Raw genomic sequence first — 23,015 nt, 5'->3', positions numbered from 1 at the left:
TCATACCGATATGATACGTGGGTCAATAGACTTACAGAGAACTGAATGGCATGGCGTATACGCAAAAAGCGGTAAAAAAGGTGAGTGGTGTCCATTATTTTGCCCAAGGATGGCAATTAATTTCCCGTCCGGGTATCCGGCGATTTGTTATTTTGCCCTTACTGGTAAATATTCTGCTGATGGGGGGCGCTTTCTGGTGGTTATTCAACCGTATAGGTGATTGGGTTCCACAATTGATGAGCCATGTTCCCGACTGGTTACAGTGGCTGAGTTATTTGTTGTGGCCAGTAATGGTTATCTCGGTGCTACTGGTATTCAGTTACCTGTTCAGTACCCTGGCCAATATTATCGCAGCCCCCTTTAGCGGCTTGCTGGCTGAGCAACTGGAGGCCAGTCTGACGGGTAAACCACTGCCAGACACCGGTATATGGGGAATAGTTAAAGATTTGCCCCGCATCATGGCGCGCGAGTGGCAAAAACTGGCTTACTACCTGCCCCGGGCATTAGGGCTACTGCTGCTCTACTTTATCCCTGGCATTGGTCAGACCGTTGCGCCGGTATTGTGGTTCTTATTCAGTGCCTGGATGCTATCAATTCAATATTGCGATTATCCCTTTGATAACCATAAAGTGAGTTTCCAGCAGATGCGCAGTGCATTGCGACAGAATAAAGTCGATAACTTGCAATTTGGTGCACTGGTGAGTTTGTTTACTATGATCCCATTCCTTAATCTGGTGATTCTGCCGGTTGCCGTTTGCGGAGCCACCGCAATGTGGGTAGATCGTTACCGCGACCAGTTTACTCAACCACCTCGTTAATTTCCTCTGGGCGTGCCAGCCACGCCCTCATTGTTAAGATCAAAAGCTATTGGGATTAAAACTTATTTCCTAATAACATATCGATATACTAATTACTTACTTCCATAGCCATACTGTTAGCGTATGCTTTGAACGTTTCCTACATTTTCATAGAGTTAAAGGACGGGCTATGAGCAAGATATATGAAGACAACTCTTTAACAATCGGCCATACGCCGCTGGTTCGTCTGAACCGTATCGGTAACGGGCGCATTTTGGCGAAGGTTGAATCACGCAATCCAAGTTTCAGCGTTAAATGCCGTATCGGTTCCAATATGATTTGGGATGCCGAAAAGCGCGGCATTCTGACCGCAGGCAAAGAGCTGGTAGAACCTACCAGCGGTAATACCGGCATTGCTTTGGCATTTGTTGCCGCCGCTCGCGGTTATAAATTAACCCTTACCATGCCAGAAACCATGAGCATTGAGCGCCGTAAGCTACTAAAAGCGCTCGGCGCTAATCTGGTCCTGACCGAAGGGGCCAAAGGGATGAAAGGAGCCATTGCTAAAGCGGAAGAGATTCAAGCAACTGACCCTGACCGTTACCTGATTTTGCAGCAATTCAGTAATCCAGCGAATCCGGAAATTCATGAACAAACCACCGGCCCGGAAATTTGGGAAGATACCGATGGTGAAGTGGACGTCTTTATCGCAGGTGTCGGTACCGGTGGTACCCTGACCGGTGTTAGCCGCTACATTAAAAATACCAAAGGTAAAGCGATTATCACTGTGGCGGTTGAACCGACTGACTCCCCGGTTATCACGCAAGCTTTGGCTGGACAGGAAATCAAACCCGGCCCACATAAAATCCAAGGTATCGGTGCTGGCTTTATTCCCGGCAACCTCGATCTGAGTTTGGTTGACCGCGTAGCGTTGGTAACCAATGATGAAGCTATCTCAATGGCTCGCCGTTTGATGGACGAAGAAGGTATTTTGGCCGGTATTTCTTCCGGTGCAGCAGTTGCGGCAGCAGTCAAACTTTCCGAAGAAGATGGCTTTACTGACAAAACAATTGTGGTTATTCTTCCCTCCTCGGGTGAGCGTTATTTAAGCACAGCTTTGTTTGCAGATTTGTTCACTGAGCAAGAGCTGCAACAGTAGTCAGGCTGTCGCACTAAATGCTAAAAAAGCACCCTCATGGGTGCTTTTTTTGTGGCGCACTTCAAAGTTTTTACTACATAAAGATTGATTTTACCCTCTGGGTTTAGTATTTAACCGGTCAATTATTTTGATACGCGAAATTAATCGTATCTTGAGTGAATCTCTGGCTGAATCGATTTAACAATTATGCAATGCGACAAAAAATGTCATCACCGAACGTGGATTGAAGACATAACGCAAAGAGAGCATTATTCTTAGATACGACAGTGTCGATTTTAGACCTGAATTCAGGTTGCATCAGAAACTGTCTTTGTGACTTGCCGGTGGTTGAGGCATAGTCATGCGCAAGTCAGATGGTCTTGTTATACGCGCACCAATACAGGTTAAAGTTTGGGTTCTACACTAAACTTTAGCTCCACAACATAAATCCAATAAGTTGGGGAAATACAATGTTCCAGCAAGAAGTTACTATTACTGCACCAAATGGTCTGCATACCCGCCCGGCTGCCCAGTTCGTAAAAGAAGCAAAAGGCTTTGCGTCTGAAATTACTGTGATCTCTAACGGTAAAAGCGCCAGCGCCAAGAGCCTGTTTAAACTACAAACTCTGGGCCTGACCCAAGGTACTGTTGTTACGATCTCGGCTGTTGGTGAAGATGAGAAGAAAGCTGTTGAGCATCTGGTAAAACTGATGGCTGAGCTTGAGTAATCACGCACGCTTTTTTAGTTAACACCAGTCAAGAGTAAGGTAGGGTTATGATTTCAGGCATTTTAGTATCACCGGGTATCGCTTTTGGTAAAGCACTTTTGCTGAAAGAAGATGAGATTGTCATCAACCGGAAAAAGATCTCTGCTGACCAAGTGGAGCAGGAAGTCGAACGTTTCAAATCTGGGCGGGCCAAAGCGTCTGAGCAGTTAGAAGCGATTAAGACCAAAGCTGAAGCAAGCCTCGGCGAAGAGAAAGCTGCCATCTTCGAAGGGCATATCATGCTGTTGGAAGACGAAGAGCTTGAGCAGGAAATCATAGCCCTCATCAAAGATGAGCATGCCTCTGCTGATGCAGCCGCTTATTCAGTGATTGAAGGGCAGGCAAAAGCCCTGGAAGAACTGGATGACGAATACCTGAAAGAACGTGCGGCTGACGTGCGTGATATCGGTAAACGCCTGCTGAAGAACATTCTCGGTCTGACCATTGTTGATCTGAGTGCCATTCAGGATGAAGTTATTCTGGTTGCCACCGATTTGACGCCATCAGAAACCGCACAGCTTAATCTGGATAAAGTGTTAGGGTTTATCACCGATTTAGGTGGCCGTACCTCTCACACCTCGATTATGGCTCGTTCGTTGGAACTCCCTGCTATCGTCGGCACCTCCGATGTGACCAAACAAGTCCAGAATGGCGACTATTTGATCCTTGATGCAGTAAACAACAAAGTCTATTTAAACCCGACTGCCGATATTATTGAGCAGTTGAAAGCGGTGAATACTCAATACATCACCGAGAAAAATGATCTGGCCAAATTAAAAGACCTGCCTGCTATCACCCTTGATGGTCATCAGGTTGAAGTGGTTGCCAACATCGGTACTGTGCGTGATATCGCCGGTGCTGAACGTAATGGCGCTGAAGGTGTTGGTCTGTATCGTACCGAATTCCTGTTTATGGACCGCGATTCTTTGCCAACAGAAGAAGAGCAGTTCCAGGCATATAAAGCCGTTGCTGAAGCGATGGGCTCTCAGGCTGTTATCGTCCGTACCATGGACATCGGCGGCGATAAAGATTTGCCGTACATGAACCTGCCGAAAGAAGAGAACCCATTCCTGGGCTGGCGTGCTATCCGTATTGCTATGGATCGCAAAGAAATTCTGCACGCACAGCTGCGCGCAATCTTGCGAGCCTCAGCATTTGGCAAATTACGTATTATGTTCCCGATGATTATTTCGGTTGAAGAAGTACGTGAACTGAAAGCAGAACTTGAGCTGCTGAAAGGCCAATTACGTGAAGAAAACAAGGCCTTCGATGAAACTATCGAGGTCGGTGTAATGGTTGAAACACCTGCGGCGGCGGTTATCGCTCGCCATTTAGCTAAGGAAGTTGACTTCTTTAGTATTGGGACAAACGATCTAACTCAGTATACTCTGGCAGTAGATCGTGGCAATGAGCTGATTTCTCATCTCTATAATCCAATGTCGCCATCGGTATTGGGCCTGATCAAACAGGTTATTGATGCATCTCACGCTGAAGGTAAGTGGACCGGTATGTGCGGTGAACTTGCTGGTGATGAACGTGCTACACTGTTGCTATTGGGCATGGGGCTGGATGAGTTCAGCATGAGTGCGATTTCGATCCCACGCATCAAGAAAATTATCCGTAATACAAATTTCGAAGATGTGAAGGTGTTGGCAGAGCAGGCATTAGCTCAACCAACAGCGAAAGAATTGATGGATTTGATTACCACATTCATCGAAGAAAAAACACTCTGCTAATTCCACGATACTGGAACGCTGCCCAATATAAACTCTAAATAATTCGAGTTGCGGGAAGGCGGCAAGTGAGAGAGTCCCGATGAGCTTACTGTGTTGTAAGTGATTCGGGTGATTGAACGTAGCCAACGCACATGCAGCTTGAAGTATGACGAGTATAAATACTTAGGAGAAGATCATGGGTTTGTTCGATAAACTGAAATCATTGGTTTCAGATGATAAAAAAGACAGTGGTACTATTGAAATCGTTGCGCCATTGTCTGGTGAAATCGTCAACATTGAAGATGTTCCTGATGTTGTTTTTGCAGAGAAAATCGTTGGTGATGGTATTGCTATCAAGCCTTCAGGCAATAAAATGGTTGCTCCTGTTGATGGCACCATCGGTAAAATTTTCGAGACTAACCATGCTTTTTCTATCGAATCAGACAGCGGCATTGAGCTGTTCGTCCACTTCGGTATTGACACTGTTGAACTGAAAGGCGAAGGCTTCAAACGCATCGCTGAAGAAGGCCAGCGCGTCAAGAAAGGTGATGTGGTTATTGAGTTCAATCTGGCCCTGCTGGAAGAGAAAGCCAAGTCTACATTGACGCCGGTTGTTATCTCCAACATGGACGAGATCAAAGAACTGATTAAGCTGTCCGGTAGTGTCACCGTTGGTGAAACACCAATTATTCGTATCAAGAAGTAATCTCATACGAATAAAAAAACGGCGCCTAAGGGTGCCGTTTTTGTTTTCTGCTATTACCGTTACTGTCAAACTACTCTACTGCAAGCCAACGTGAAATCCGTAGTGTAATCACTAATCCCCCCTGCTCACCATTGCGTGCTTCAACCTGCCCGCCATGGGCCTGAATCACCTTACGCGTAATGGCCAATCCCAAGCCATAACCTTTGCCAGACATCGCTGACTTAACGCGCACAAAGGGGTCAAAAATACTGGATAACATGCTCTCTTCAACGCCTGGTCCTTGGTCAGCAACCTGAATCTGATAACTCTTATCCACCAATGAAAGTGTCACTTTTACCTGTTGCCCATGAACGGAGAAACGCAGCGCATTGCGGACAATGTTATCAATAGCCCGTCGCATCAATTCAGCATTACCTCTGACGGTATACTCGATAGGGGGCAACACCTGTAGCAAGATCTCAACGCCCGGCACCTGTGCCTCAAAGCGCGCATCATTTACCACCACTTTGACCAACTCATGCAAATCGAAATACTCGTCATCGTCAGCCAGAAGGTGGTTTTCAGCTCGTGAAAGTGCCAGCAACTCACCAATCATCTTATCCAACCGTTCCGATTCATGCTCAATACGCTGTAATGAGCTTTCAACATTGCCGGGATTCTGGTGCGCTAAGCCAATCGCCAGTTGCAAACGCGCCAGCGGAGAACGCAACTCATGGGACACATCATGCAGTAGTTGTTCCCGCGCACTGACCAGAGCTTCGAGCCGTTCGGCCATTGAGTCAAAGTCACGTGCAACTTCGGTCAGCTCATCATGACGCCGCCGCATTACCGGCAGCAATCGTACCGACAAATCCCCCTGTGCCACCCGTTCAAAACCGGCACGTAACTGGCGCATCGGCCGCGTTAGATTCCAGGCTAATAACGCACTGAAGAACAAACCGCCTAATACGCCCATCCAAATCATAGGGATAGGAATATTCAGTATTTCATGGCGCTTTTCATCGGGGCCACCCTGCTGATTAACGGGGCGCAAGCCATCGATGTCGTAGCTGACGCGATAGTTTTGTCCATCAGGGCCTTGGGCCCAAGTGGTAACCTCACGACGATAAAACTCAGGTTCACCGCCTTGGGGAATCGATTTCCCGGTAAGCGCCTCTTCAGTCAACGGTGGCAGCGCCGCCACCGGTAATACAGAAAAATGGGCTTTATCTGCCTCCGACCAGTTAGCTGTCATGGTACTTAGCGCAGGCAAACCACCGGAATGTAATACCGACGCCGCCGAGGCAACCTGTAATTTGGCAATTTGCCGCACCATTTCACGCTCAGGGGGTTCATGGCGATTGCCGTAAAAGGAGAACACCAGCCACAGCATCTGGGTCATTAAAATAAAGGTAAACCAAAAACCCAGCAGAATTTTCCAAAACAACCGTCCGCGCATAAGCAATCTCACTCCACCCAAGGCTATTATCTGATGCGATAACCAATACTACGTACCGTTTCAATATTCAGATTGTTCCCCGGCAGGGCTGCAAGTTTTTGACGTATATTGCTGATATGCACATCAACACTGCGGTCATAGGCTTCCCGTGGTCGGCCTAATCCTTTATCGGATAACTCATCTTTGGTAACCACCCGCTCTGGTGAACGCAACAGCAGTTCCAACAAGTTAAATTCCGATGCAGTCAGATCAAACGGTTTACCCTGCCATTCACTGCTGCGCGTTGACGGGTTGAGTGTGAGGTCGCCATGGCTGATGATACTGTCATCGGCTGACGGCATTTCAGGATGTTCATCAAAGCGGCGCAATACTGCGCGCAAGCGTGCGACTAGCTCACGGGGATAACAGGGTTTAGGCATATAGTCATCTGCCCCCATTTCCAGCCCGATAACCCGGTCAATATTATCCCCTTTGGCGGTTAACATAATGATCGGTAAGCGACTTTTTTTACGCACTTGCCGCAAAACATCAATACCACTCATATCAGGCAACATAATATCGAGGATCAAGGCGGTATAGTCTCCAGATAAGGCAGCGGCAATACCCGCTTTACCGGTCAATACCAATTCGGCATTAAAGCCCTCACCGCTCAGGTATTCTCTCAGCATAGTGCCCAGTTCCACATCATCATCGACTAACAAAATCTTCATTTTTAACTCTCCTGCCTGATTTCGGCTATTTTCATGCCTATTTGACTCGCGCGCAGCCGGTTTTACTCAATCCTTACATATTCTTGAATCTCACTTAACTCACACTCATCGGTGTTGGCGGTAAATTATCCCCCCTGCATTTGGTTTCACCGTTTTCTTCATTGTGGTTCAAGGATCTTTGATTGATTATGCAACAGGTTACAAGGTCGAAACGACGCTTTATCGGGCTGGCTGTACTGCTGCTGATAGCGGGCGGCGTGCTACTATTCAGATTGATTTCACCGGCGGATAAACCCGCTTACATCACCGCCGCCGCCGAAACTCGCACTCTGGAACAAACTGTCTTGGCTGATGGCACCATCAAGGCACAAAAACAAGTCACTGTTGGGGCTCAGGTTTCAGGGCAAATCAAAGCGCTCCATGTCACCCTAGGACAGCAGGTTGAGAAAGGCCAGTTAGTGGCTGAAATTGATGATCTGACTCAGCAAAATACCCTGAAAGATGCCGAAGAAGCGCTGAAAAATGTGCTCGCCCAACGAGCGGCGAAAGTGGCAACACAGAAAAACAACCTATTGACCTACCAGCGGCAGCAGCAAATTTTGGCCAAAGGTCTCGGCGTACGCGCTGATTTTGATAGCGCCAAAGCCACATTAGAAAGCACTCAGGCGGAAATTACTGCGCTCGATGCCCAGATTGCACAGGCGGAAATTGCCGTCAGTACCGCCAAACTCAATCTTGGGTACACTAAAATCAGCTCACCCATCACAGGTACCGTGGTGGCTATCCCGGTTGAAGAGGGGCAAACCGTCAACGCAGTACAAAGTGCGCCAACGATTATCAAAGTCGCTCAGCTCGACACCATGACGATAGAAGCACAAATTTCTGAGGCTGACGTGGTGAAAGTTAAAGCCGGTATGCCGGTTTACTTCACTATTTTAGGTGAGCCGGAAGAACGATTCAGTGCCACGCTGCGAGCAATAGAACCGGCGCCTGATTCGATCAACGATGAAACCACCACCACCTCATCCAGCTCCAGTAGCAGCTCCAGCTCCAGTAGCACTGCTATTTATTATAACGGCCTGTTTGATGTTGCTAACCCAAATGGCGCGTTACGAATTTCAATGACCGCGCAGGTCTACATCGTGCTCAACAAAGCCGAGAACGCCATCGTTATCCCCGCGACCGCATTAAACAACGTAAAAGGAAAGTATCAGGTTCAAGTGGTGGGCAACAACGGCAACATCGGTTGGCGTGAAGTGACCGTTGGGCTAAATAACAATGTTGATGCACAGATCCTCTCAGGCCTGCAAGCCGGAGAACAGGTGATCGTCAGCCAAGGCAGCAGTACCACCGCCAACAATAAGGCCCAACGTATGGGGCCGCCGATGGGGATGTAACTGATGCCAGAGCTCAACCACAGTAAGATCTTACTTCAGCTTGATAATGTCAGCCGTGAATTTATTAATGGCGAACAGACGGTTCAAGTGCTGAAAAATATCAATCTAACTATTTACCGCGGAGAAATGGTGGCGATTGTTGGCGCATCAGGCTCCGGTAAATCAACGCTAATGAATATTCTCGGTTGTCTGGATAAACCCAGCGCAGGCGAATATCTGGTCGCTGGCCGGATCCCGCAACATTTGGACCGTGATGTGCTCGCCGAACTGCGCCGTGAACATTTTGGCTTTATCTTTCAGCGCTACCATCTGCTAAATGATTTGAGTGCGCGGGAGAATGTGGAAATTCCGGCAATTTACGCCGGTATCAATCGCGAGGAACGTAAAAAGCGAGCCGCCAGCCTGTTGTCTCGCCTCGGTCTGGCCGAGCGGCTGGATTATCGCCCAAGCCAGCTTTCCGGTGGGCAGCAGCAGCGGGTCAGTATTGCCAGGGCACTAATGAACGGCGGGGAAGTTATTCTGGCCGACGAGCCCACCGGAGCACTTGATACTCACAGTGGTCATGAAGTCTTAAATATCCTTAAAGACTTACACCAGCAAGGCCACACCGTGGTAATTGTCACCCACGATATGTCGATTGCAGAACATGCGCAGCGAATTATTGAATTGAGAGATGGCGAGGTCATTGCTGACCGACAAATGCAGTCGACAACATCAGTAAGTACAGCAGCCGTCGCACAAGAACCAGACATTGCCAATAAACCACTACTCACCTCGTGGAAAGCGCAGCGCGACCGCCTACAAGAGGCGTTTAAAATGGCAATACTGGCGATGGCCGCACAGCGTTTGCGCACCGTACTGACCATGCTGGGGATTATTATTGGCATTGCCTCGGTGGTATCGGTGGTGGCACTAGGAAAAGGTTCGCAACAACAGGTTCTGGCTAATATCAATGCGATGGGGACCAGCACGCTGGAGATTTTCCCCGGCAAGGATTTTGGTGATATGCGCTCAGCGGCGATCCATACTCTACGGGCGACCGACGCGGATGCCCTGGCACAACAAGGTTATATTCACAGCGTGACACCAACGGTTTCGACCAGCACCACGCTACGTTATGGTAATAAATCGGTCAGTGGCACCGTCAATGGGGTCGGTGAGCAATATTTTCTGGTGCGTGGCTACAATATCAACCAGGGAATGGCCTTTAACCGTGCTAGCGTCGATGGCCTGATGCAAGAGGCAGTCATTGATGAAAACACCCGCGATAAGCTGTTTGCCCAGGGCGAAAACCCCATCGGAAAAGTTATCTTACTTGGCGCTCTGCCCTGCCGCGTGATTGGTGTGGCGGCCAAGAAACAAAGTGGTTTTGGTAGCGACGAGAACCTCAATGTGTGGATCCCCTATACGACGGCGATGAAACGTATGCTCGGCCAGTCTTATCTCAAGAGTATTACCGTGCGGGTGAACGATGATATTGATCTGGCTAATGCTGAGCAGGGTGTAACAAAATTGCTCACTCAACGTCACGGGACACAGGATTTCTTCGTGATGAATACCGACAGTATCCGTCAAACCATTAAGAAGACCACCTCAACCATGACATTGCTGGTATCAATGATTGCGGTTATTTCCTTGGTCGTTGGTGGTATTGGAGTGATGAATATTATGTTGGTATCGGTCACCGAACGTACTAAAGAAATAGGCGTGCGGATGGCGGTTGGTGCCCGTGCCAGCGATATTATGCAGCAGTTTTTGATAGAAGCGGTATTAGTGTGCTTATTGGGCGGCGGCCTTGGCGTAATATTATCGCTAGCAATCGGCCTGATATTCAGTCAGTTCAGTAGTAACTTTTCAATGGTTTATTCAACAACATCCATCATGATGGCCTTTATATGTTCTAGTTTGATTGGGATTATTTTTGGTTTTTTCCCTGCCAAACGGGCAGCCGAGATGGACCCTATCAGGGCTTTAGAGCGGGAGTGAAGATGATTGGGGATATTAGGATCATCATCTATATCCCCTTCAATAGACTAACAATCAATACAATCTCGATATTATTTATCGATAAAATAGAGAAACATAAAAATAACAGCAGCCTATATCAACAACAAAGTAAGTCATGACCAACCAGAGCATCAGATATAACTCAATCATAACCGCCATATTATTATAAGACAATTCCCACAAAACAAGATTATTCTCAATAATAGCAAATTAACTTTATTAAATTTAAGCTAATAGCCTGAAGAACCTTTACACCTCTAATTACCTACGGTAATGTGTGGCTATACATATTTAAATTCCAGACCATGCCTGGCATAGTATTATCTATTTTTTATAATACACGTATAAATATCTCTATCCTTTTGGCGTAGTTATTTTCGTCATATTGGTATTCCACAATCTATTTTTGTTTTCAGCATACTGGGTGCTGTAAATCAGGGGCGGTAGCGTGGACAAACCAGATTAAATTTTTGGACAACAACAGATGGCTCGTAGTGGTTTCGAAGTACAAAAAGCTGCCGTTAACGCTTTGTTTCTAAGGGAAATTAAAACCAGATTTGGCAAGTATCGGCTGGGTTATCTTTGGGCGGCGCTAGAGCCTATGGCTCACATGCTCATGCTACTAGGCATTTTCGGCTACATTATGCAGCGTACCATGCCAGATATTTCCTTCCCGGTTTTTCTGATTAATGGGATTGTTCCCTACTTCGTATTCATTAATATCAGTAACCGGTCGATTGGTGCTATAGAAGCCAACCAAGGCTTATTTAACTATCGCCCGGTAAGACCGATAGACACCATCATTGCCCGCGCTGTTTTAGAATCATTAATTTATGCGGTAGTTTACATCTTACTGATGGCGATCGTCGGCCTGCTTGGCGAGGAGTTTGAAGTCATTAACCTTATTTCGCTGGTTCTGGTCTGGTTAATGCTAATCATTTTCTCCTGCGGCGTCGGTCTGAGTTTTATGGTGATAGGAAAAACCTTCCCCGAAACCGAGAAGTTTCTACCCATTCTGTTAAAGCCGCTCTACTTTATTTCCTGCATTATGTTTCCGCTCCATTCAATTCCAAAGGATTACTGGCCGTACTTACTGTGGAATCCGTTAGTCCATGTCGTTGAGCTATGCCGTGAAGCCGTCGTTCCGGGTTATGTCAGCGAAGGTGCCAACTTATACTATCTGGCCTTCTGTACGTTGGTCAGTCTGTTTGTTGGGCTTGTGTTGTACCGTAACGGTGAAGAGGCGATGCTAACCTCATGATCAGAATTGAAAATCTAACTAAATCTTATCGTACCCCTGCTGGGCGCCATTATGTTTTTAAAAATCTGCATGTCGAGTTCCCTGCCAATAAAAGTGTGGCCCTAATTGGTCGCAATGGTTCAGGTAAATCAACGTTATTACGTGTCATCGGTGGTATCGACCGGCCTGATAGCGGCAAAGTTATTACCGATAAAACGATCTCCTGGCCGGTAGGACTGGCAGGTGGATTTCAGGGGAGTTTGACCGGACGTGAAAATGTTAAGTTTGTCGCCCGCCTGTATGCAGCAGAGCGTGAATTACGAGAGAAAGTGGCCTTTGTTGAAGAGTTCGCCGAACTTGGCAAATACTTTGATATGCCAATCAAAACCTACTCTTCTGGCATGAAATCCCGCCTGGGTTTTGGCCTGAGTATGGCATTTAAGTTTGATTACTATCTGGTGGACGAAGTCACCGCTGTAGGTGATGCGCGCTTTAAACAAAAATGTGCAGACCTGTTCAAATCCCGCCACCAGGAATCAAGCTTTCTTATGGTTTCCCATAGCCTCGGTTCACTGAAAGAGTTCTGCGATGCCGCGCTATTTATTGGCCGAGATAATCAGGTGAAATATTTCGAGTCAGTGGATGAAGCTATTGCGGTTTATAAAGTGGATGAAGGGATATAGTTTTTATTTAATTTAAGTAAAAAAACAATTTTAAATAGAATTAAAAATAAACCTATTGATATAACAGCAATTATTTTTGAAATGATAAAAACAACATAAAATATCACAAAGTATCTATTTATATATTTCAAATATAGGGATTTTTTAACTCTATTGGACATATAACATAAAAATACAAAAAATAGAAAGTCTCAATTAATTAAATTAGTCTGCAGATTAAATTAAAATTAAGGAATGGTTCATGAAGTATCTAGTTATTAACCCTTATCATAATGCAAGTCATGGGATTTCCAATTACATTAAAAATCTAAAAAATATAGTTAATGACATTGATTTAGTCAGCTTTGACAATAAAAAAAATCTCTCCCCAATTGAATTCAGGGAAGAAGTCTTAAGATATATAACAACTAAATTTGGGTTTGATGATGTTATCATAGAAGCACCAGAGGCAAGAGCATCAACGTTACTCCTCCCATCAAAATATAATGTTCACATCCGTTTACATTGTCCTTTGGCGGTGGCTCAAAAATACGATGGGCACACTCCAAATCAACAGGAATACTCAAATGAACTTAGGGTAATCCATAAAGCAAAATTAGTTTCATCTCCTTCTTATGCTTTGATAAAAGAAATAGAGAATGAATTAAAAAATACACAAGTCACATATTATAAAAACCCAATAGATATTGAAGAACCGGATTGTAAACCTGAAAAAATATATGACTTAGTGTTTATGGGTAGATTTCAAGAATTAAAAGGCACAGCTCATATAAATAGAATACTTGAATATTTACCAGATAACTTCAATGTTCTATTATTTGGTGCAAAGTCTGAAACACTTAAAATATCACCTAAAGTAAAATGTAAAGTTCATAAAAAAGGACAAGTATTAGGTAACGCGAGATTTGATTTAATCAGAAAGTCTAAGTGTTTAATGCTACCAAGTAATTTTGAAAATTGTAGTATGGTGATACTAGAAGCATTAGCATCCCATGTTCCGGTTGTAACTTGGGATGTTGGTGGCAATAAGGAAATATCCCCCCCTACTGTTTTACAATGTGCAAAATTTGGTGATTATAGAGACTTTGCTAGAAAAATAATAAACTTTGTAGATAATCAACCAGGAAAAAAACATTTTGATACAAGCATTAATAATATTAATGAAGACTTTAGCAATGGAATTTACTCTCTAATCAAAGAAATAACCAAAAAAGAAACAGTACCTTACTTTGGCATGAACAATGCAAAACATCATGTATATGAACCTGTTAGGCATGAAATATCCCACCCAGAGATAAATAAATTAAGAGTATTTGGAGTCGCATACTCTAATGAACATATTGAAGAGCTTTGGGGACCCGTAATTTCTTATTTAGGTTATGAGTATAGGTATGTATCCAGACAGCCATTGGGCCACCATACCGTTTTTAAGCATGATCCTTTTGAAATAGAAAAAAAATATTTTTGTCATTTCGATTGGGTAAAAAATACGTCTCGATTAATAACTCAGATAAAAAATTACAGACCAAATTTCATATTATTTCATAATGGCTCCCATCCTATTTACACACATGTATTGAGAGCATTAAAAGAACTTAAAATCCCAATAGTATATTCAGAATTAGGATGGTTCCCTCAAAAAGATCATGTTTACTTTGATAAATGGGGTGTGAATGGTTTATCTTATTTAGCCAGTCAAACATCTGAACAGTTATGCGGTGAGAAATTTGATAATTACAATGCTGAGGTGAAAATTTCTGGTGACTATGCGCTTTTAGTTACACAGTTAGAGAATGATACAAACTTGATCGTCAACTCTCCAAGATTCAAAAATAATGAAACCTTCATTAAACATATCATTGATCAAATATCTGACAGAACATTATTAATAGTAAAACCTCACCCGTTGGATAAAAATACTGAACGCTATGATAAATTTGCAAGTGACAGAGTAAAAATAGAGAAGCGTTTAGATACTAATACCCTAATACAAAATGCGCACTCAGTCATTGGGATAAATTCAACAGTATTACTTCAGTCTCTAGAATTTGACGTTAATATTTATACTTACGGTCACTCAATACTAGACAACAAAGGCGTATCAATTGACTGTATATCTGATGAGATAAGTTTGATATGGCAAGATACACTAAAAGGTTCGAGAAAAGTTAGAAATTCCATAATTAATAACTTAAAGAATAGACAGATAAACCTTTTGACGATTAGAGAAAAAGTAAAACCAAATGACATTTCGTTAATTCCATTAATTGAAAATAACATTTCCGATTTTAGTCATATAATTAATTCAAAACTAGAAAAACCCCCTAAACAGATAGCTCATACTATTGAAAATAATACATATTCAAAAAACCCTGTCATATATAAAAAATTTAGAAAATTAAGAAAACTGGTAAGAGAACCTAAGTCATTCATCCACGACATGTGGAAAAACCTCTTTCATAAAAAACAAGGTAATTCATAAATAATGAAATTAATTTGTTCATTTGGAAGCTGCTTATCGGCAAGTGTCGCTGAACAATTATCTAAAATGTTTGATAATTGGTTAAGAATAAGCAGTGTCCAACATAATAGAATTGACCAATTTGATCAAATTTACATAAAGGAAATTTACCCTAGACTTACTAAAAACAATATTGGCTTAACACTTTTAGATGAATTTAATTACGTCAATACTATAGACAACCAATTGGCTGATATCGGATTAGGGCGAGCTCTACCTAAAAAAGAAGATAAAGTACCGCTTAATAATATTCTTAGTTGTATCGAATCTGGAAAAGTTGATATTTTCATATTTGATAACTTTGCTGAATTGTTTTTCAAGCTATATGAGCATATTGAACTTAAAACGCCAATGTTTATTAATGAGAAGTATTTAACTGAAAAGGCCGATAAGTTTATATTTAATAATAGCTTTATTTCTGTAGAAAGTTACATTCTAAGTTATAATAGTGTATTTGAGTATATAACCTCAAAGAATCCGGGATGTAAGATTATTTTCCTTCCATTCCCAATATCATTAAAGAATGACAAAAATCTTAAATCAAGGAGCGATTTATATTTAGAAGCAATAAATGGATTAACTTACACGTTCAAAAATATATATATACATTCAGAGATTGAAATATCAACACTTGATCTACTTAGAGAGAATGATATATATCACTTTAATGATAGAGCTTATAATGATCTTGCAAAAAACATTGTAAAATACTGTCTTACCTAAGAAATAATAAAAATCAATATGATTTAAGGTGAATATATGTCAATATTAGTAACAGGTGGTGCAGGTTATATTGGTTCACATACAGTAATAAAGTTACTCGAAGACGGTTATAAGGTGATTGTTCTGGACAATCTATCAAATTCATCAATACAAGCAATAGAGATGGTTGAGCGAATTACCAATAATAAAATAGATTTCATTGTTGGAGATATATTAGATACTAATATACTAAATGATATTTTTAGAAAAAACAAAGTAGAGTCTGTAATTCATTTTGCGGGATTAAAATCCGTTAGTGAGTCGATTAGTAAACCAATTAAATACTATAAAAATAACATTTATGGCACTTTGAATTTAATTAACGCAATGCTTAAAGCTGAAGTCTACAACTTTATATTTAGTTCTTCAGCTACTGTCTACGGCTCACCAGAAAAAAAACCATTAACTGAAGACTGTAGAACTGGCGGAACAACTAACCCTTATGGTGAATCAAAACTGATCGTTGAGGAAATGCTAAAAAGCATTTCTAATGCTGAACCAAAATTCAATGCTACATGCTTACGCTATTTTAATCCTGTAGGGGCACATGAGTCTGGACTGATCGGTGAAGATCCTAATGGGATTCCCAATAATCTTGTCCCATATTTATTGCAAGTTGCAATTGGCCGGTTAGAATCCGTATCTATTTATGGCAACGATTATCCTACGCCTGATGGAACTGGTATAAGGGATTATATTCATGTTATGGATCTTGCAGAAGGTCATTTAGCTGCTTTAAGAAAATCTGGTAGTATAGATGGTGTTTCTGTATATAATCTTGGTACAGGTAAGGGATATTCAGTTTTTGAAATCATTAACGTTTTAAGTAAAGTATCTAATAAAGATATAAAATATAAAATCGCACCTAGAAGAACAGGCGATATTGCAGAGTGTTGGTCAGACTCTTCATTGGCAAATAAAGAGTTAGGCTGGAAAGCGCAGAAAGACTTGTCGGAAATGATAAAGGACAGTTGGAATTGGCAAGTAAAAAACCCTAATGGTTATCAAAAAAATTAATTTATATCATTGCAGCTCCGACTAATTAATTCCCTTTTAGAGCTGCAATTAAAAAATAAAATTAATCGTTAATGTATATTCCCCACCCCCTCATCTTTAATATCTACCTGAGTACCAATAAATTTATTCCCTTCCAGCACATTGTTATTGGCATAATCCGCAAAGTACTGACCAGAGTTATCTTTGGCTTTATCACCACAATCAAAACCAGAGAGATCTCTGCTTTGGCGGGAAGCTAGCCAAATGCCGACCTGCTCGTGGGTAAAAGTGTTATTGCGGATAATATTGTTGTCGCTGTGTTGCCAGCGGATAACCGACTTTCCACTACTGTAATGCTCGCCGCAGTTCTTATACAAAAACACACCACCCGCACCATTGCCTTCAAATAGATTTCCCTCGATCAGATTATTGGCAGATGAATCCACCGCTAATCCTTCTCGCTTGCCCCGTCCAAAACTCTCGTGACCATTATTCACTATACGGTTATTAATAATCCGGTTGTAACGTGATGAGTGTTCCAGATATATTCCCGACATATAAGACTGCTGAACAGTAGAATTACTGAGTGTGGAGTCTGTCACGTAGTCATCAAAATAGATGCCCACTCGCCCACTGCCGGTCACTACCACCGCGTCGATAAGAATAGCCGTCGGCGTTCGGTGATAATTAATCTGGTGATCGGTGCTAAGTTGATTAGCCGGAATATTAGAGGTAATGCGGATACCACTGCGACTAAAGTTGCGGATATGGCAATTTTTGATGCTGATATTTTTCAGTGGGCTGCCTTTGCTATTGACCATTATGCCAAAGGGCAGATGATTATCCCCTTCCAGCGTAGCCCCTTGACAGTCGAGATGAGTATTACTGTGCGATATCAGTAGGGATTGACGATAAATACAGTGCGGCTGCAAACTGATATTCCCTTGTAACTCGGTAGCATCAGGCAAATAGCATGGCAGTTGAGCAGCTTGTGAAGATAAAGTGAATGAGATGGCTAAGGTTAATATTAACCCGAGGCGACAACGTAACAACAATCGGGAAATGGTTACAGCAGTGTTATCTGTATTATTTATCGGCATTAGCAATAATCATTTCTCCGCCCCATCCTGAAAAGTATCCCCAAAACTCACTAAACCGGGATCCGGTAATATTCGTCTTTATATTCGGTCTTTACCATAGGTATCAGTTCAAGCTGATTATCACCATAATAAACCGCGTTAATCTGGGTGTTTCTCAGTATATACAACCGGAATTTTTTGAATAACTTCATATCGGGCTTGAAATCAGACTGCCAAAACTGATTAAGGTGCCCCTGAAACGTTAACCCTTTCATGTCATACAGGGCGTTTCCCATCACGATCAACGGTTTATTATGGATCAGTGCTGATAACCCGGCAGTGCTATTAATCGTTACCACCGCCTTGGCGTGAGTCAGTAATTCCGGCATTGGCAAGTCATGCACATATTTGATGCGCTCACTGATGTTGTACTGCTTACCCAGTTTACGGATTAATGGCCCGTACAGGCGATGCCCCCGGTCCATAGGGTGATGTTTGATAACTAACCACTGGTCGCTACAAGCTTTTTTTGAGAATGAATACATCACGTCATTGATGTAATCACGCACGTCATTGTACGGGCTGTGGTTGCGAATCTGGCTATCATTGTAGACCTGTAAAACCACCAGATGGTAGCGCTGGTCAAGCTCGCCTTGTAGTTGGCTCAATACTTTTCGTTGGAAGAATCGATACCATTGTTTACGCGCGGCAGCACGTATCCAGCAACGTGCTTCGTACCACGGCGAGAAGGATTTATGGTGACGATATTGCGGGAATTGATGGCGGTAAAACCAGCCAGCCAGATAATAACCTATACAGCGGCGCACCCGCAGACTAAAGCACGATGTCAGTTTTTTGGCGACCGGAGCTTTAATTTCTGGCAACTTACGGTAAAAATCAGGATTACGTGGCAAGGCGGAAAACGCATTCACCCCGCCCTCTTCGAGGGTAATAAAATGCGGGCGAAGATACCCCTCCTCAAACGCCAGAAAACGCACCCCTTTGGTTTGCGCCCAGAGCCTGGCAACTTGGTGTAGCGGGCGGCAATCACCAAAACACAAAATAGTGTCGAAGTGGTAATCTTGCCAGGTATCTTTCAACCAGGTGGGGAACTCTTTCGGCGTCTGCCTGAACACCAAATAGTCACGCTTACGGCAATAAAACTTGTCACCGCCGTTGAATACCACGTTCACCGCTTCGCACCCCTGAGATTCAAGCCACTCAGCGGTATCACTGAAATAAGGTCCCATCGGGCCTTGTAACAGTAGGTACTTCTTCCCAGCAAGAAGTGTTGTCAGTGCACGGCAATCTGTAAGCATAAACACGTCACCATTATTATTTAACAGACTGATTTATAAATTCATTGTCACTTTAGTTAACATGAGCAGTTTTCTATAATTACGCATAATCCTGCCCGATTTTTTTTTGCTAAATTGCATTTCAGCACGTGGCTGAGCCGCCAAAATGTCTAACGCCCGTTCTGCGGTTATTGCTTCGCGCCGGAGGGGGTCAACATAGGTCGGATAAGCGATCAACGCCTGATACACCAAGTCATCGAGCTTCAATGTGCGGTACCGGCGCGGTGAACGATGTTCATCCTGTGTCAGCCCCCAACCGGCATAAAAGGGTATGCCGTAGCAAAATACCTGCTTCCCATGCAGCAGCGCTTCAAAACCGGAAAGCGACGTCAAGGTATGCAACTCATCCGCTGCCTGAATGCACTGGATGATGTCGGCATCCTGCGCCTGAGTGTTAGCCCAACGCGCAATATCAGCCGCAGGAATATGCCCTTGCCGGTTGCCAACCAACACGTCCGGGTGCGGCTTATAAATAATGAAAGCGTCCGGGTTACGCTGGCGCACCGTTTTCAGCAGTTCACTATTGGTACGAATACTGATAGTTCCGGTCAAAATGGATGCATCATCCTCCACTTGACCTGACACCAGCAGAATACGTTTGCCACTGGCTTGCGGCGGCACACTGAATGGCGCACCAATGTTGTATTTACTGATTTTGTCACTGACCAATCGCTGGCGAAGCTTTGCGGCCCGCACTCGCTGTAGGTCGGTTAACTGGCTGCTGTTGAGTAACGACTCAAGATCACTTGGCCGGGTGGCATCGTAGTAAATACCGCTTTTATCCAACACCAGCGACAGCGGCGGATGCAAGTCAGAACCCAGCCCCGATGAACGTATAAACCCATCCTCCATACGCCATACCGGTACTTTTTGCGACTGAGCCTTTGCTTGCCAGCGCTGTTCGCCTTTATTGCCCCACACCACACAGGCTGTATTCGATGTTTTACCTTCTCTGAAAGAGAGGTTGTTCAGTGTGGTCTTTAAAAAAAGTAAAAAAATGCTTCGTTTCCAAAGTGTTAACCCTGGTGCCCATAACTGACCCTGGCGTTGTAGTTGATGGTTTTTTTGCATCAACAGGCCGTCTAACACAGCAAATAATGTCGCCGGCTGGCCACTACAGGGATCGATATAACGGCTGTAGCGCAAATAGGCGGCGCTGAATAAATCCAACAAACTGGCCTGCCCACGTCGTGCCGATAACCCATCAGCTTGCGGGTGGCGATCGTCAGTCAATCCCCAACCGGCATACCAGGGTTGACCAAATACAGTGACGGATTTACCCGCCAGCAGTGCTTCAAAACCATATTGCGAGGTCACCACATACACACGACTGACCTGGCGCAATAACGACTGCGGGCTGACATTTTCTGCCAGCAACTTAATGCGTGGATTTTTTGGTATTGCTCTGAAGTAGCCGGCTTTCTTGCCCTGTAAAACATCGGGATGAATTTTCAGCCAAACCTCAGCCTGTGGATTTTCATTCAGCGCGGCATCCAACATTGCCTCAAAGTCTGCCGCATCGGCATTGCCGTATTTAACCGCCATGTCACCAAAAGTCTGGTCCACGACCAATACCGCGTCACCCTGCGCAGGCGCGCCGCTGAATGCCGGAGCCAGGTTATATTTCGACAGGTCAGCATCAACAATCAACTGCATTGCCTCATGCGCATCAGCATAAAGTGGCTGGTTGCCGGCCCGGTCAAGAATCAGCCTTTCCAGCGAGCTTGGCCGGCTGGCGTCGTAATAGATACCCTGAGTATCCACCACCATCGACAGTGGCGGGCAACCTGACACGCCCAACCCCAACGAGCGGATAAAACCGTCTTCAAGACGAACAACAGGCAAGCTGGAAGCTCGCGCCAACGCAACCGCTTTATCACCACTTGGACGATGGCCCCACACCGCCACCGCACTTATCTGCGGTGGAATTGAGCGCAACGATGAAAGCTTGCAGCAGGGTTCAGCCAGAAAGTTTTCCAGATGCTCGATACGATAAATCCCTGCCGAAAAGATGCCTATCATCAGAGTGTTAGCACCACTTTAGCTGCAACTGCCAACTGGTAAAGAATGGTCGAAATTCCCCGCGTCACTTCAATGTTCTTCGATTCAAACTTCGGTAATACCATCAGTTCGTCACCCGGTTGTAGCGTTTTGACGTCTTCAGCATTCAGTGCTTCACCATTCTGTTTAATCAGAATGACTTTGGTGTTACTGGCTTTTTGCGTGTAACCGCCAACCTTGGTAATGTAATCATCCGGGCTAAGACCTTTCTGCCAACTCACCGCATTCGGGAACATCACTTCGCCATGGATCATGACCAGCGAGGTCTTTTCAGGGATCTTAATCATGTCACCGTCTTCCAGAATCACCTGATCAAGATTACTTTCGTTGAGCACTACTTCACCCTTAGGTACCACGTTGCGGGCTTTGGTAACAAAGCGACTGATAAGCTGCGCTTCTTGCATTCGCAGACGAGCCTCTTCTGAAGTGGAAGACTGTGCTGATAAAGAGGCTTCTTCGAGTTTTTGCAGTGACAGGTCAAGCATCTCTTTCTGACGCAGCGCGACCGAGCGGCGATACAGTTGGATCGAGTCCATTTGCGACATGCTATTAGGGCGGATTTTTGCCAGAACCTGACGCATAGTCGCACCATAAGGCAGTACCATGGCATGCTCGCCGGAATGTGCCCCTTCGATCCGAACCTGAATGGTTCCTGAGTAGCGATCAGTGCTGATAATCAGCTTATCGCCATCTTGTAATGAACGCCCCGGTGCAGAGCTAAGTGGATAGTATTCACTGCGCTTAATCGTACCCTGCTGGCGGATAATGGTCATATGTGTGGCCCCTGGTTTAGGGCGCGCCCAACTCAGCGCTTCACTCACTGGAATCGTGCTGTTGCGGAATTCAAAGTCATAGCTGTTGAACACTTCGCCTTCGACACTGAAAGTGTGCTGGCGTGGGCCGACTACGATGGTATCGCCGTCAGCAAACTGTGATAGCCCCAAATTGCCGTTGAGGAGAAAGTCGTACAAATTAACCTGTGAGCGCACGCGGTTACCACGTTTGATGCTGATATCCACATAGCTGCCTCTCTGAGTATCGACACCACCGGCTTTACTGAGATAGGAGAGTAACGAGTCAGATGCCACCCCGCCGTACAATCCGGGGTTATTAACGTAACCGGTGACAAACACTTTGACCGGCTGGGCCTGTAATAAAGAGGCGTAGACATTCACATTCGACTGATAGACCTGTTTGACTTTGGCAGTCACCACACTGTTGATCTGGCTATTCGGGATGCCAACTACTTTCAGCGGGCCAACGTTTGGCAAGAAGATATTGCCTTTCGGGTCCACACTCAGCGCACCTTCAAAGTTAAATGCGCCCCATAACCGTACCTGAATCTGATCCCCCAAACTCACTACGTAGTTTGGATTGAAACCGATACTGGAACCACTATCTGCCGCCGAGACCGAGGTAAAGAGTTGCGCGCCAAACATCCGGCTCATCACCACCGGGATCACCGGAGGGGGGGTATCGTCAAACTGGCTATCGCTATAAGGTCTCTGGCTTTGACCTGAAATAATCGACGGTAACGGTGCGGCCCCGGTCATATTTGGATCGGCATTCAGATCAACGGCCTGAGCGGGTGTTGCCTGTATGGCAATAATCAGAAGAACAGATTTCAATAATTTCATAGC

At 44.4% G+C, this 23,015-nt stretch carries 18 protein-coding genes; 12 read left to right on the top strand and 6 right to left on the bottom strand.

What is annotated here, in order from left to right; all coding sequences use genetic code 11:
* The first annotated feature begins 50 nt into the window (after window positions 1-50).
* From cysZ to crr, 5 genes are all read left to right on the top strand, one after another.
* The gene (gene cysZ / locus V1956_RS08735) at window positions 51-818 is read left to right on the top strand and encodes a sulfate transporter CysZ (protein WP_372559579.1); all 768 of its coding nucleotides are present in this window, start codon (window positions 51-53) and stop codon (window positions 816-818) included.
* Window positions 819-987: 169 nt separating this feature from the next.
* A complete protein-coding gene (gene cysK, locus V1956_RS08730) occupies window positions 988-1,956 on the top strand; it encodes a cysteine synthase A (RefSeq protein WP_083163436.1) in 969 nt (322 codons plus the stop codon).
* Between the two features lie 449 nt (window positions 1,957-2,405).
* Window positions 2,406-2,663, top strand: a complete 258-nt coding sequence (gene ptsH, locus V1956_RS08725) for a phosphocarrier protein Hpr (RefSeq protein ID WP_083163435.1) — start codon at window positions 2,406-2,408, stop codon at window positions 2,661-2,663.
* Window positions 2,664-2,710: 47 nt separating this feature from the next.
* Window positions 2,711-4,438 carry a phosphoenolpyruvate-protein phosphotransferase PtsI gene (gene ptsI, locus V1956_RS08720; RefSeq protein WP_372559580.1) on the top strand — a complete coding sequence of 576 codons (1,728 nt, stop codon included), beginning with the start codon at window positions 2,711-2,713 and terminating at the stop codon, window positions 4,436-4,438.
* Window positions 4,439-4,613: 175 nt separating this feature from the next.
* Window positions 4,614-5,123, top strand: a complete 510-nt coding sequence (gene crr, locus V1956_RS08715; protein ID WP_004392561.1) for a PTS glucose transporter subunit IIA — start codon at window positions 4,614-4,616, stop codon at window positions 5,121-5,123.
* Window positions 5,124-5,193: 70 nt separating this feature from the next.
* Here the strand turns inward: crr and V1956_RS08710 are convergent, their stop codons facing one another.
* Complete coding sequence (locus tag V1956_RS08710; RefSeq protein WP_442825028.1) at window positions 5,194-6,561, bottom strand: ATP-binding protein; 1,368 nt, start codon at window positions 6,559-6,561, stop codon at window positions 5,194-5,196.
* Between the two features lie 26 nt (window positions 6,562-6,587).
* Window positions 6,588-7,271, bottom strand: a complete 684-nt coding sequence (locus V1956_RS08705) for a response regulator transcription factor (protein WP_372559582.1) — start codon at window positions 7,269-7,271, stop codon at window positions 6,588-6,590.
* Between the two features lie 188 nt (window positions 7,272-7,459).
* Here V1956_RS08705 and V1956_RS08700 point away from each other — a divergent pair, with 188 nt between their 5' ends.
* The 7 genes from V1956_RS08700 (at window position 7,460) to galE (ending at window position 16,898) form a co-directional block, all read left to right on the top strand.
* Window positions 7,460-8,668 carry an efflux RND transporter periplasmic adaptor subunit gene (locus V1956_RS08700; protein WP_442825027.1) on the top strand — a complete coding sequence of 403 codons (1,209 nt, stop codon included), beginning with the start codon at window positions 7,460-7,462 and terminating at the stop codon, window positions 8,666-8,668.
* Between the two features lie 3 nt (window positions 8,669-8,671).
* Window positions 8,672-10,654: a MacB family efflux pump subunit gene (locus V1956_RS08695; RefSeq protein ID WP_442825026.1), complete on the top strand. Its 1,983-nt coding sequence runs from the start codon at window positions 8,672-8,674 to the stop codon at window positions 10,652-10,654.
* Window positions 10,655-11,159: 505 nt separating this feature from the next.
* Entirely contained in the window at window positions 11,160-11,936 is a 777-nt protein-coding gene (locus tag V1956_RS08690; RefSeq protein WP_083163420.1) for an ABC transporter permease, read from the top strand.
* The gene (locus tag V1956_RS08685; RefSeq protein WP_372559584.1) at window positions 11,933-12,598 is read left to right on the top strand and encodes an ABC transporter ATP-binding protein; all 666 of its coding nucleotides are present in this window, start codon (window positions 11,933-11,935) and stop codon (window positions 12,596-12,598) included. The genes V1956_RS08690 and V1956_RS08685 overlap by 4 nt, the downstream gene beginning before the upstream one ends.
* 241 nt (window positions 12,599-12,839) lie before the next feature.
* Window positions 12,840-15,080: a glycosyltransferase gene (locus tag V1956_RS08680; RefSeq protein ID WP_442825025.1), complete on the top strand. Its 2,241-nt coding sequence runs from the start codon at window positions 12,840-12,842 to the stop codon at window positions 15,078-15,080.
* Window positions 15,081-15,083: 3 nt separating this feature from the next.
* On the top strand, window positions 15,084-15,842 hold the full coding sequence (locus V1956_RS08675) for a hypothetical protein (RefSeq protein WP_442825024.1): 759 nt from the start codon (window positions 15,084-15,086) through the stop codon (window positions 15,840-15,842).
* Between the two features lie 36 nt (window positions 15,843-15,878).
* Entirely contained in the window at window positions 15,879-16,898 is a 1,020-nt protein-coding gene (gene galE, locus V1956_RS08670; RefSeq protein WP_442825023.1) for a UDP-glucose 4-epimerase GalE, read from the top strand.
* A 68-nt stretch (window positions 16,899-16,966) separates the two neighbouring features.
* Here galE and V1956_RS08665 read toward each other — a convergent pair whose 3' ends face one another.
* From V1956_RS08665 to V1956_RS08650, 4 genes are read right to left on the bottom strand one after another with little or no spacing between them, the layout of a single operon-like run.
* Window positions 16,967-17,977 (bottom strand): right-handed parallel beta-helix repeat-containing protein, encoded by a 1,011-nt coding sequence (locus V1956_RS08665; protein ID WP_442825022.1) that lies wholly within the window; start codon window positions 17,975-17,977, stop codon window positions 16,967-16,969.
* 50 nt (window positions 17,978-18,027) lie between these two features.
* The gene (locus V1956_RS08660; protein ID WP_442825021.1) at window positions 18,028-19,275 is read right to left on the bottom strand and encodes a capsule biosynthesis protein; all 1,248 of its coding nucleotides are present in this window, start codon (window positions 19,273-19,275) and stop codon (window positions 18,028-18,030) included.
* Window positions 19,276-19,308: 33 nt separating this feature from the next.
* On the bottom strand, window positions 19,309-21,336 hold the full coding sequence (locus V1956_RS08655; protein WP_442825020.1) for a capsular polysaccharide biosynthesis protein: 2,028 nt from the start codon (window positions 21,334-21,336) through the stop codon (window positions 19,309-19,311).
* Window positions 21,336-23,012, bottom strand: coding sequence for a polysaccharide biosynthesis/export family protein (locus V1956_RS08650; protein WP_372559590.1), 1,677 nt, complete (start codon window positions 23,010-23,012; stop codon window positions 21,336-21,338). The genes V1956_RS08655 and V1956_RS08650 overlap by 1 nt, the downstream gene beginning before the upstream one ends.
* Between the last annotated feature and the right edge of the window lie 3 nt (window positions 23,013-23,015).

The sequence above is a fragment of the Yersinia sp. 2540 StPb PI genome (genome assembly GCF_052217165.1).
Lineage (GTDB): Bacteria > Pseudomonadota > Gammaproteobacteria > Enterobacterales > Enterobacteriaceae > Yersinia > Yersinia enterocolitica_E.
Note: the sequence above shows the minus strand (reverse complement) of the source record. Positions and strands in the feature narration are given on the sequence as shown.

Coding starts and splice junctions, on each gene's coding strand:
- cysZ (WP_372559579.1), top strand. CDS start 51: ATGGCGTATACGCAAAAAGCGGTAAAAAAGGTGAGTGGTGTCCATTAT.
- cysK (WP_083163436.1), top strand. CDS start 988: ATGAGCAAGATATATGAAGACAACTCTTTAACAATCGGCCATACGCCG.
- ptsH (WP_083163435.1), top strand. CDS start 2,406: ATGTTCCAGCAAGAAGTTACTATTACTGCACCAAATGGTCTGCATACC.
- ptsI (WP_372559580.1), top strand. CDS start 2,711: ATGATTTCAGGCATTTTAGTATCACCGGGTATCGCTTTTGGTAAAGCA.
- crr (WP_004392561.1), top strand. CDS start 4,614: ATGGGTTTGTTCGATAAACTGAAATCATTGGTTTCAGATGATAAAAAA.
- V1956_RS08710 (WP_442825028.1), bottom strand. CDS start 6,561: ATGCGCGGACGGTTGTTTTGGAAAATTCTGCTGGGTTTTTGGTTTACC.
- V1956_RS08705 (WP_372559582.1), bottom strand. CDS start 7,271: ATGAAGATTTTGTTAGTCGATGATGATGTGGAACTGGGCACTATGCTG.
- V1956_RS08700 (WP_442825027.1), top strand. CDS start 7,460: ATGCAACAGGTTACAAGGTCGAAACGACGCTTTATCGGGCTGGCTGTA.
- V1956_RS08695 (WP_442825026.1), top strand. CDS start 8,672: ATGCCAGAGCTCAACCACAGTAAGATCTTACTTCAGCTTGATAATGTC.
- V1956_RS08690 (WP_083163420.1), top strand. CDS start 11,160: ATGGCTCGTAGTGGTTTCGAAGTACAAAAAGCTGCCGTTAACGCTTTG.
- V1956_RS08685 (WP_372559584.1), top strand. CDS start 11,933: ATGATCAGAATTGAAAATCTAACTAAATCTTATCGTACCCCTGCTGGG.
- V1956_RS08680 (WP_442825025.1), top strand. CDS start 12,840: ATGAAGTATCTAGTTATTAACCCTTATCATAATGCAAGTCATGGGATT.
- V1956_RS08675 (WP_442825024.1), top strand. CDS start 15,084: ATGAAATTAATTTGTTCATTTGGAAGCTGCTTATCGGCAAGTGTCGCT.
- galE (WP_442825023.1), top strand. CDS start 15,879: ATGTCAATATTAGTAACAGGTGGTGCAGGTTATATTGGTTCACATACA.
- V1956_RS08665 (WP_442825022.1), bottom strand. CDS start 17,977: ATGCCGATAAATAATACAGATAACACTGCTGTAACCATTTCCCGATTG.
- V1956_RS08660 (WP_442825021.1), bottom strand. CDS start 19,275: ATGCTTACAGATTGCCGTGCACTGACAACACTTCTTGCTGGGAAGAAG.
- V1956_RS08655 (WP_442825020.1), bottom strand. CDS start 21,336: ATGATAGGCATCTTTTCGGCAGGGATTTATCGTATCGAGCATCTGGAA.
- V1956_RS08650 (WP_372559590.1), bottom strand. CDS start 23,012: ATGAAATTATTGAAATCTGTTCTTCTGATTATTGCCATACAGGCAACA.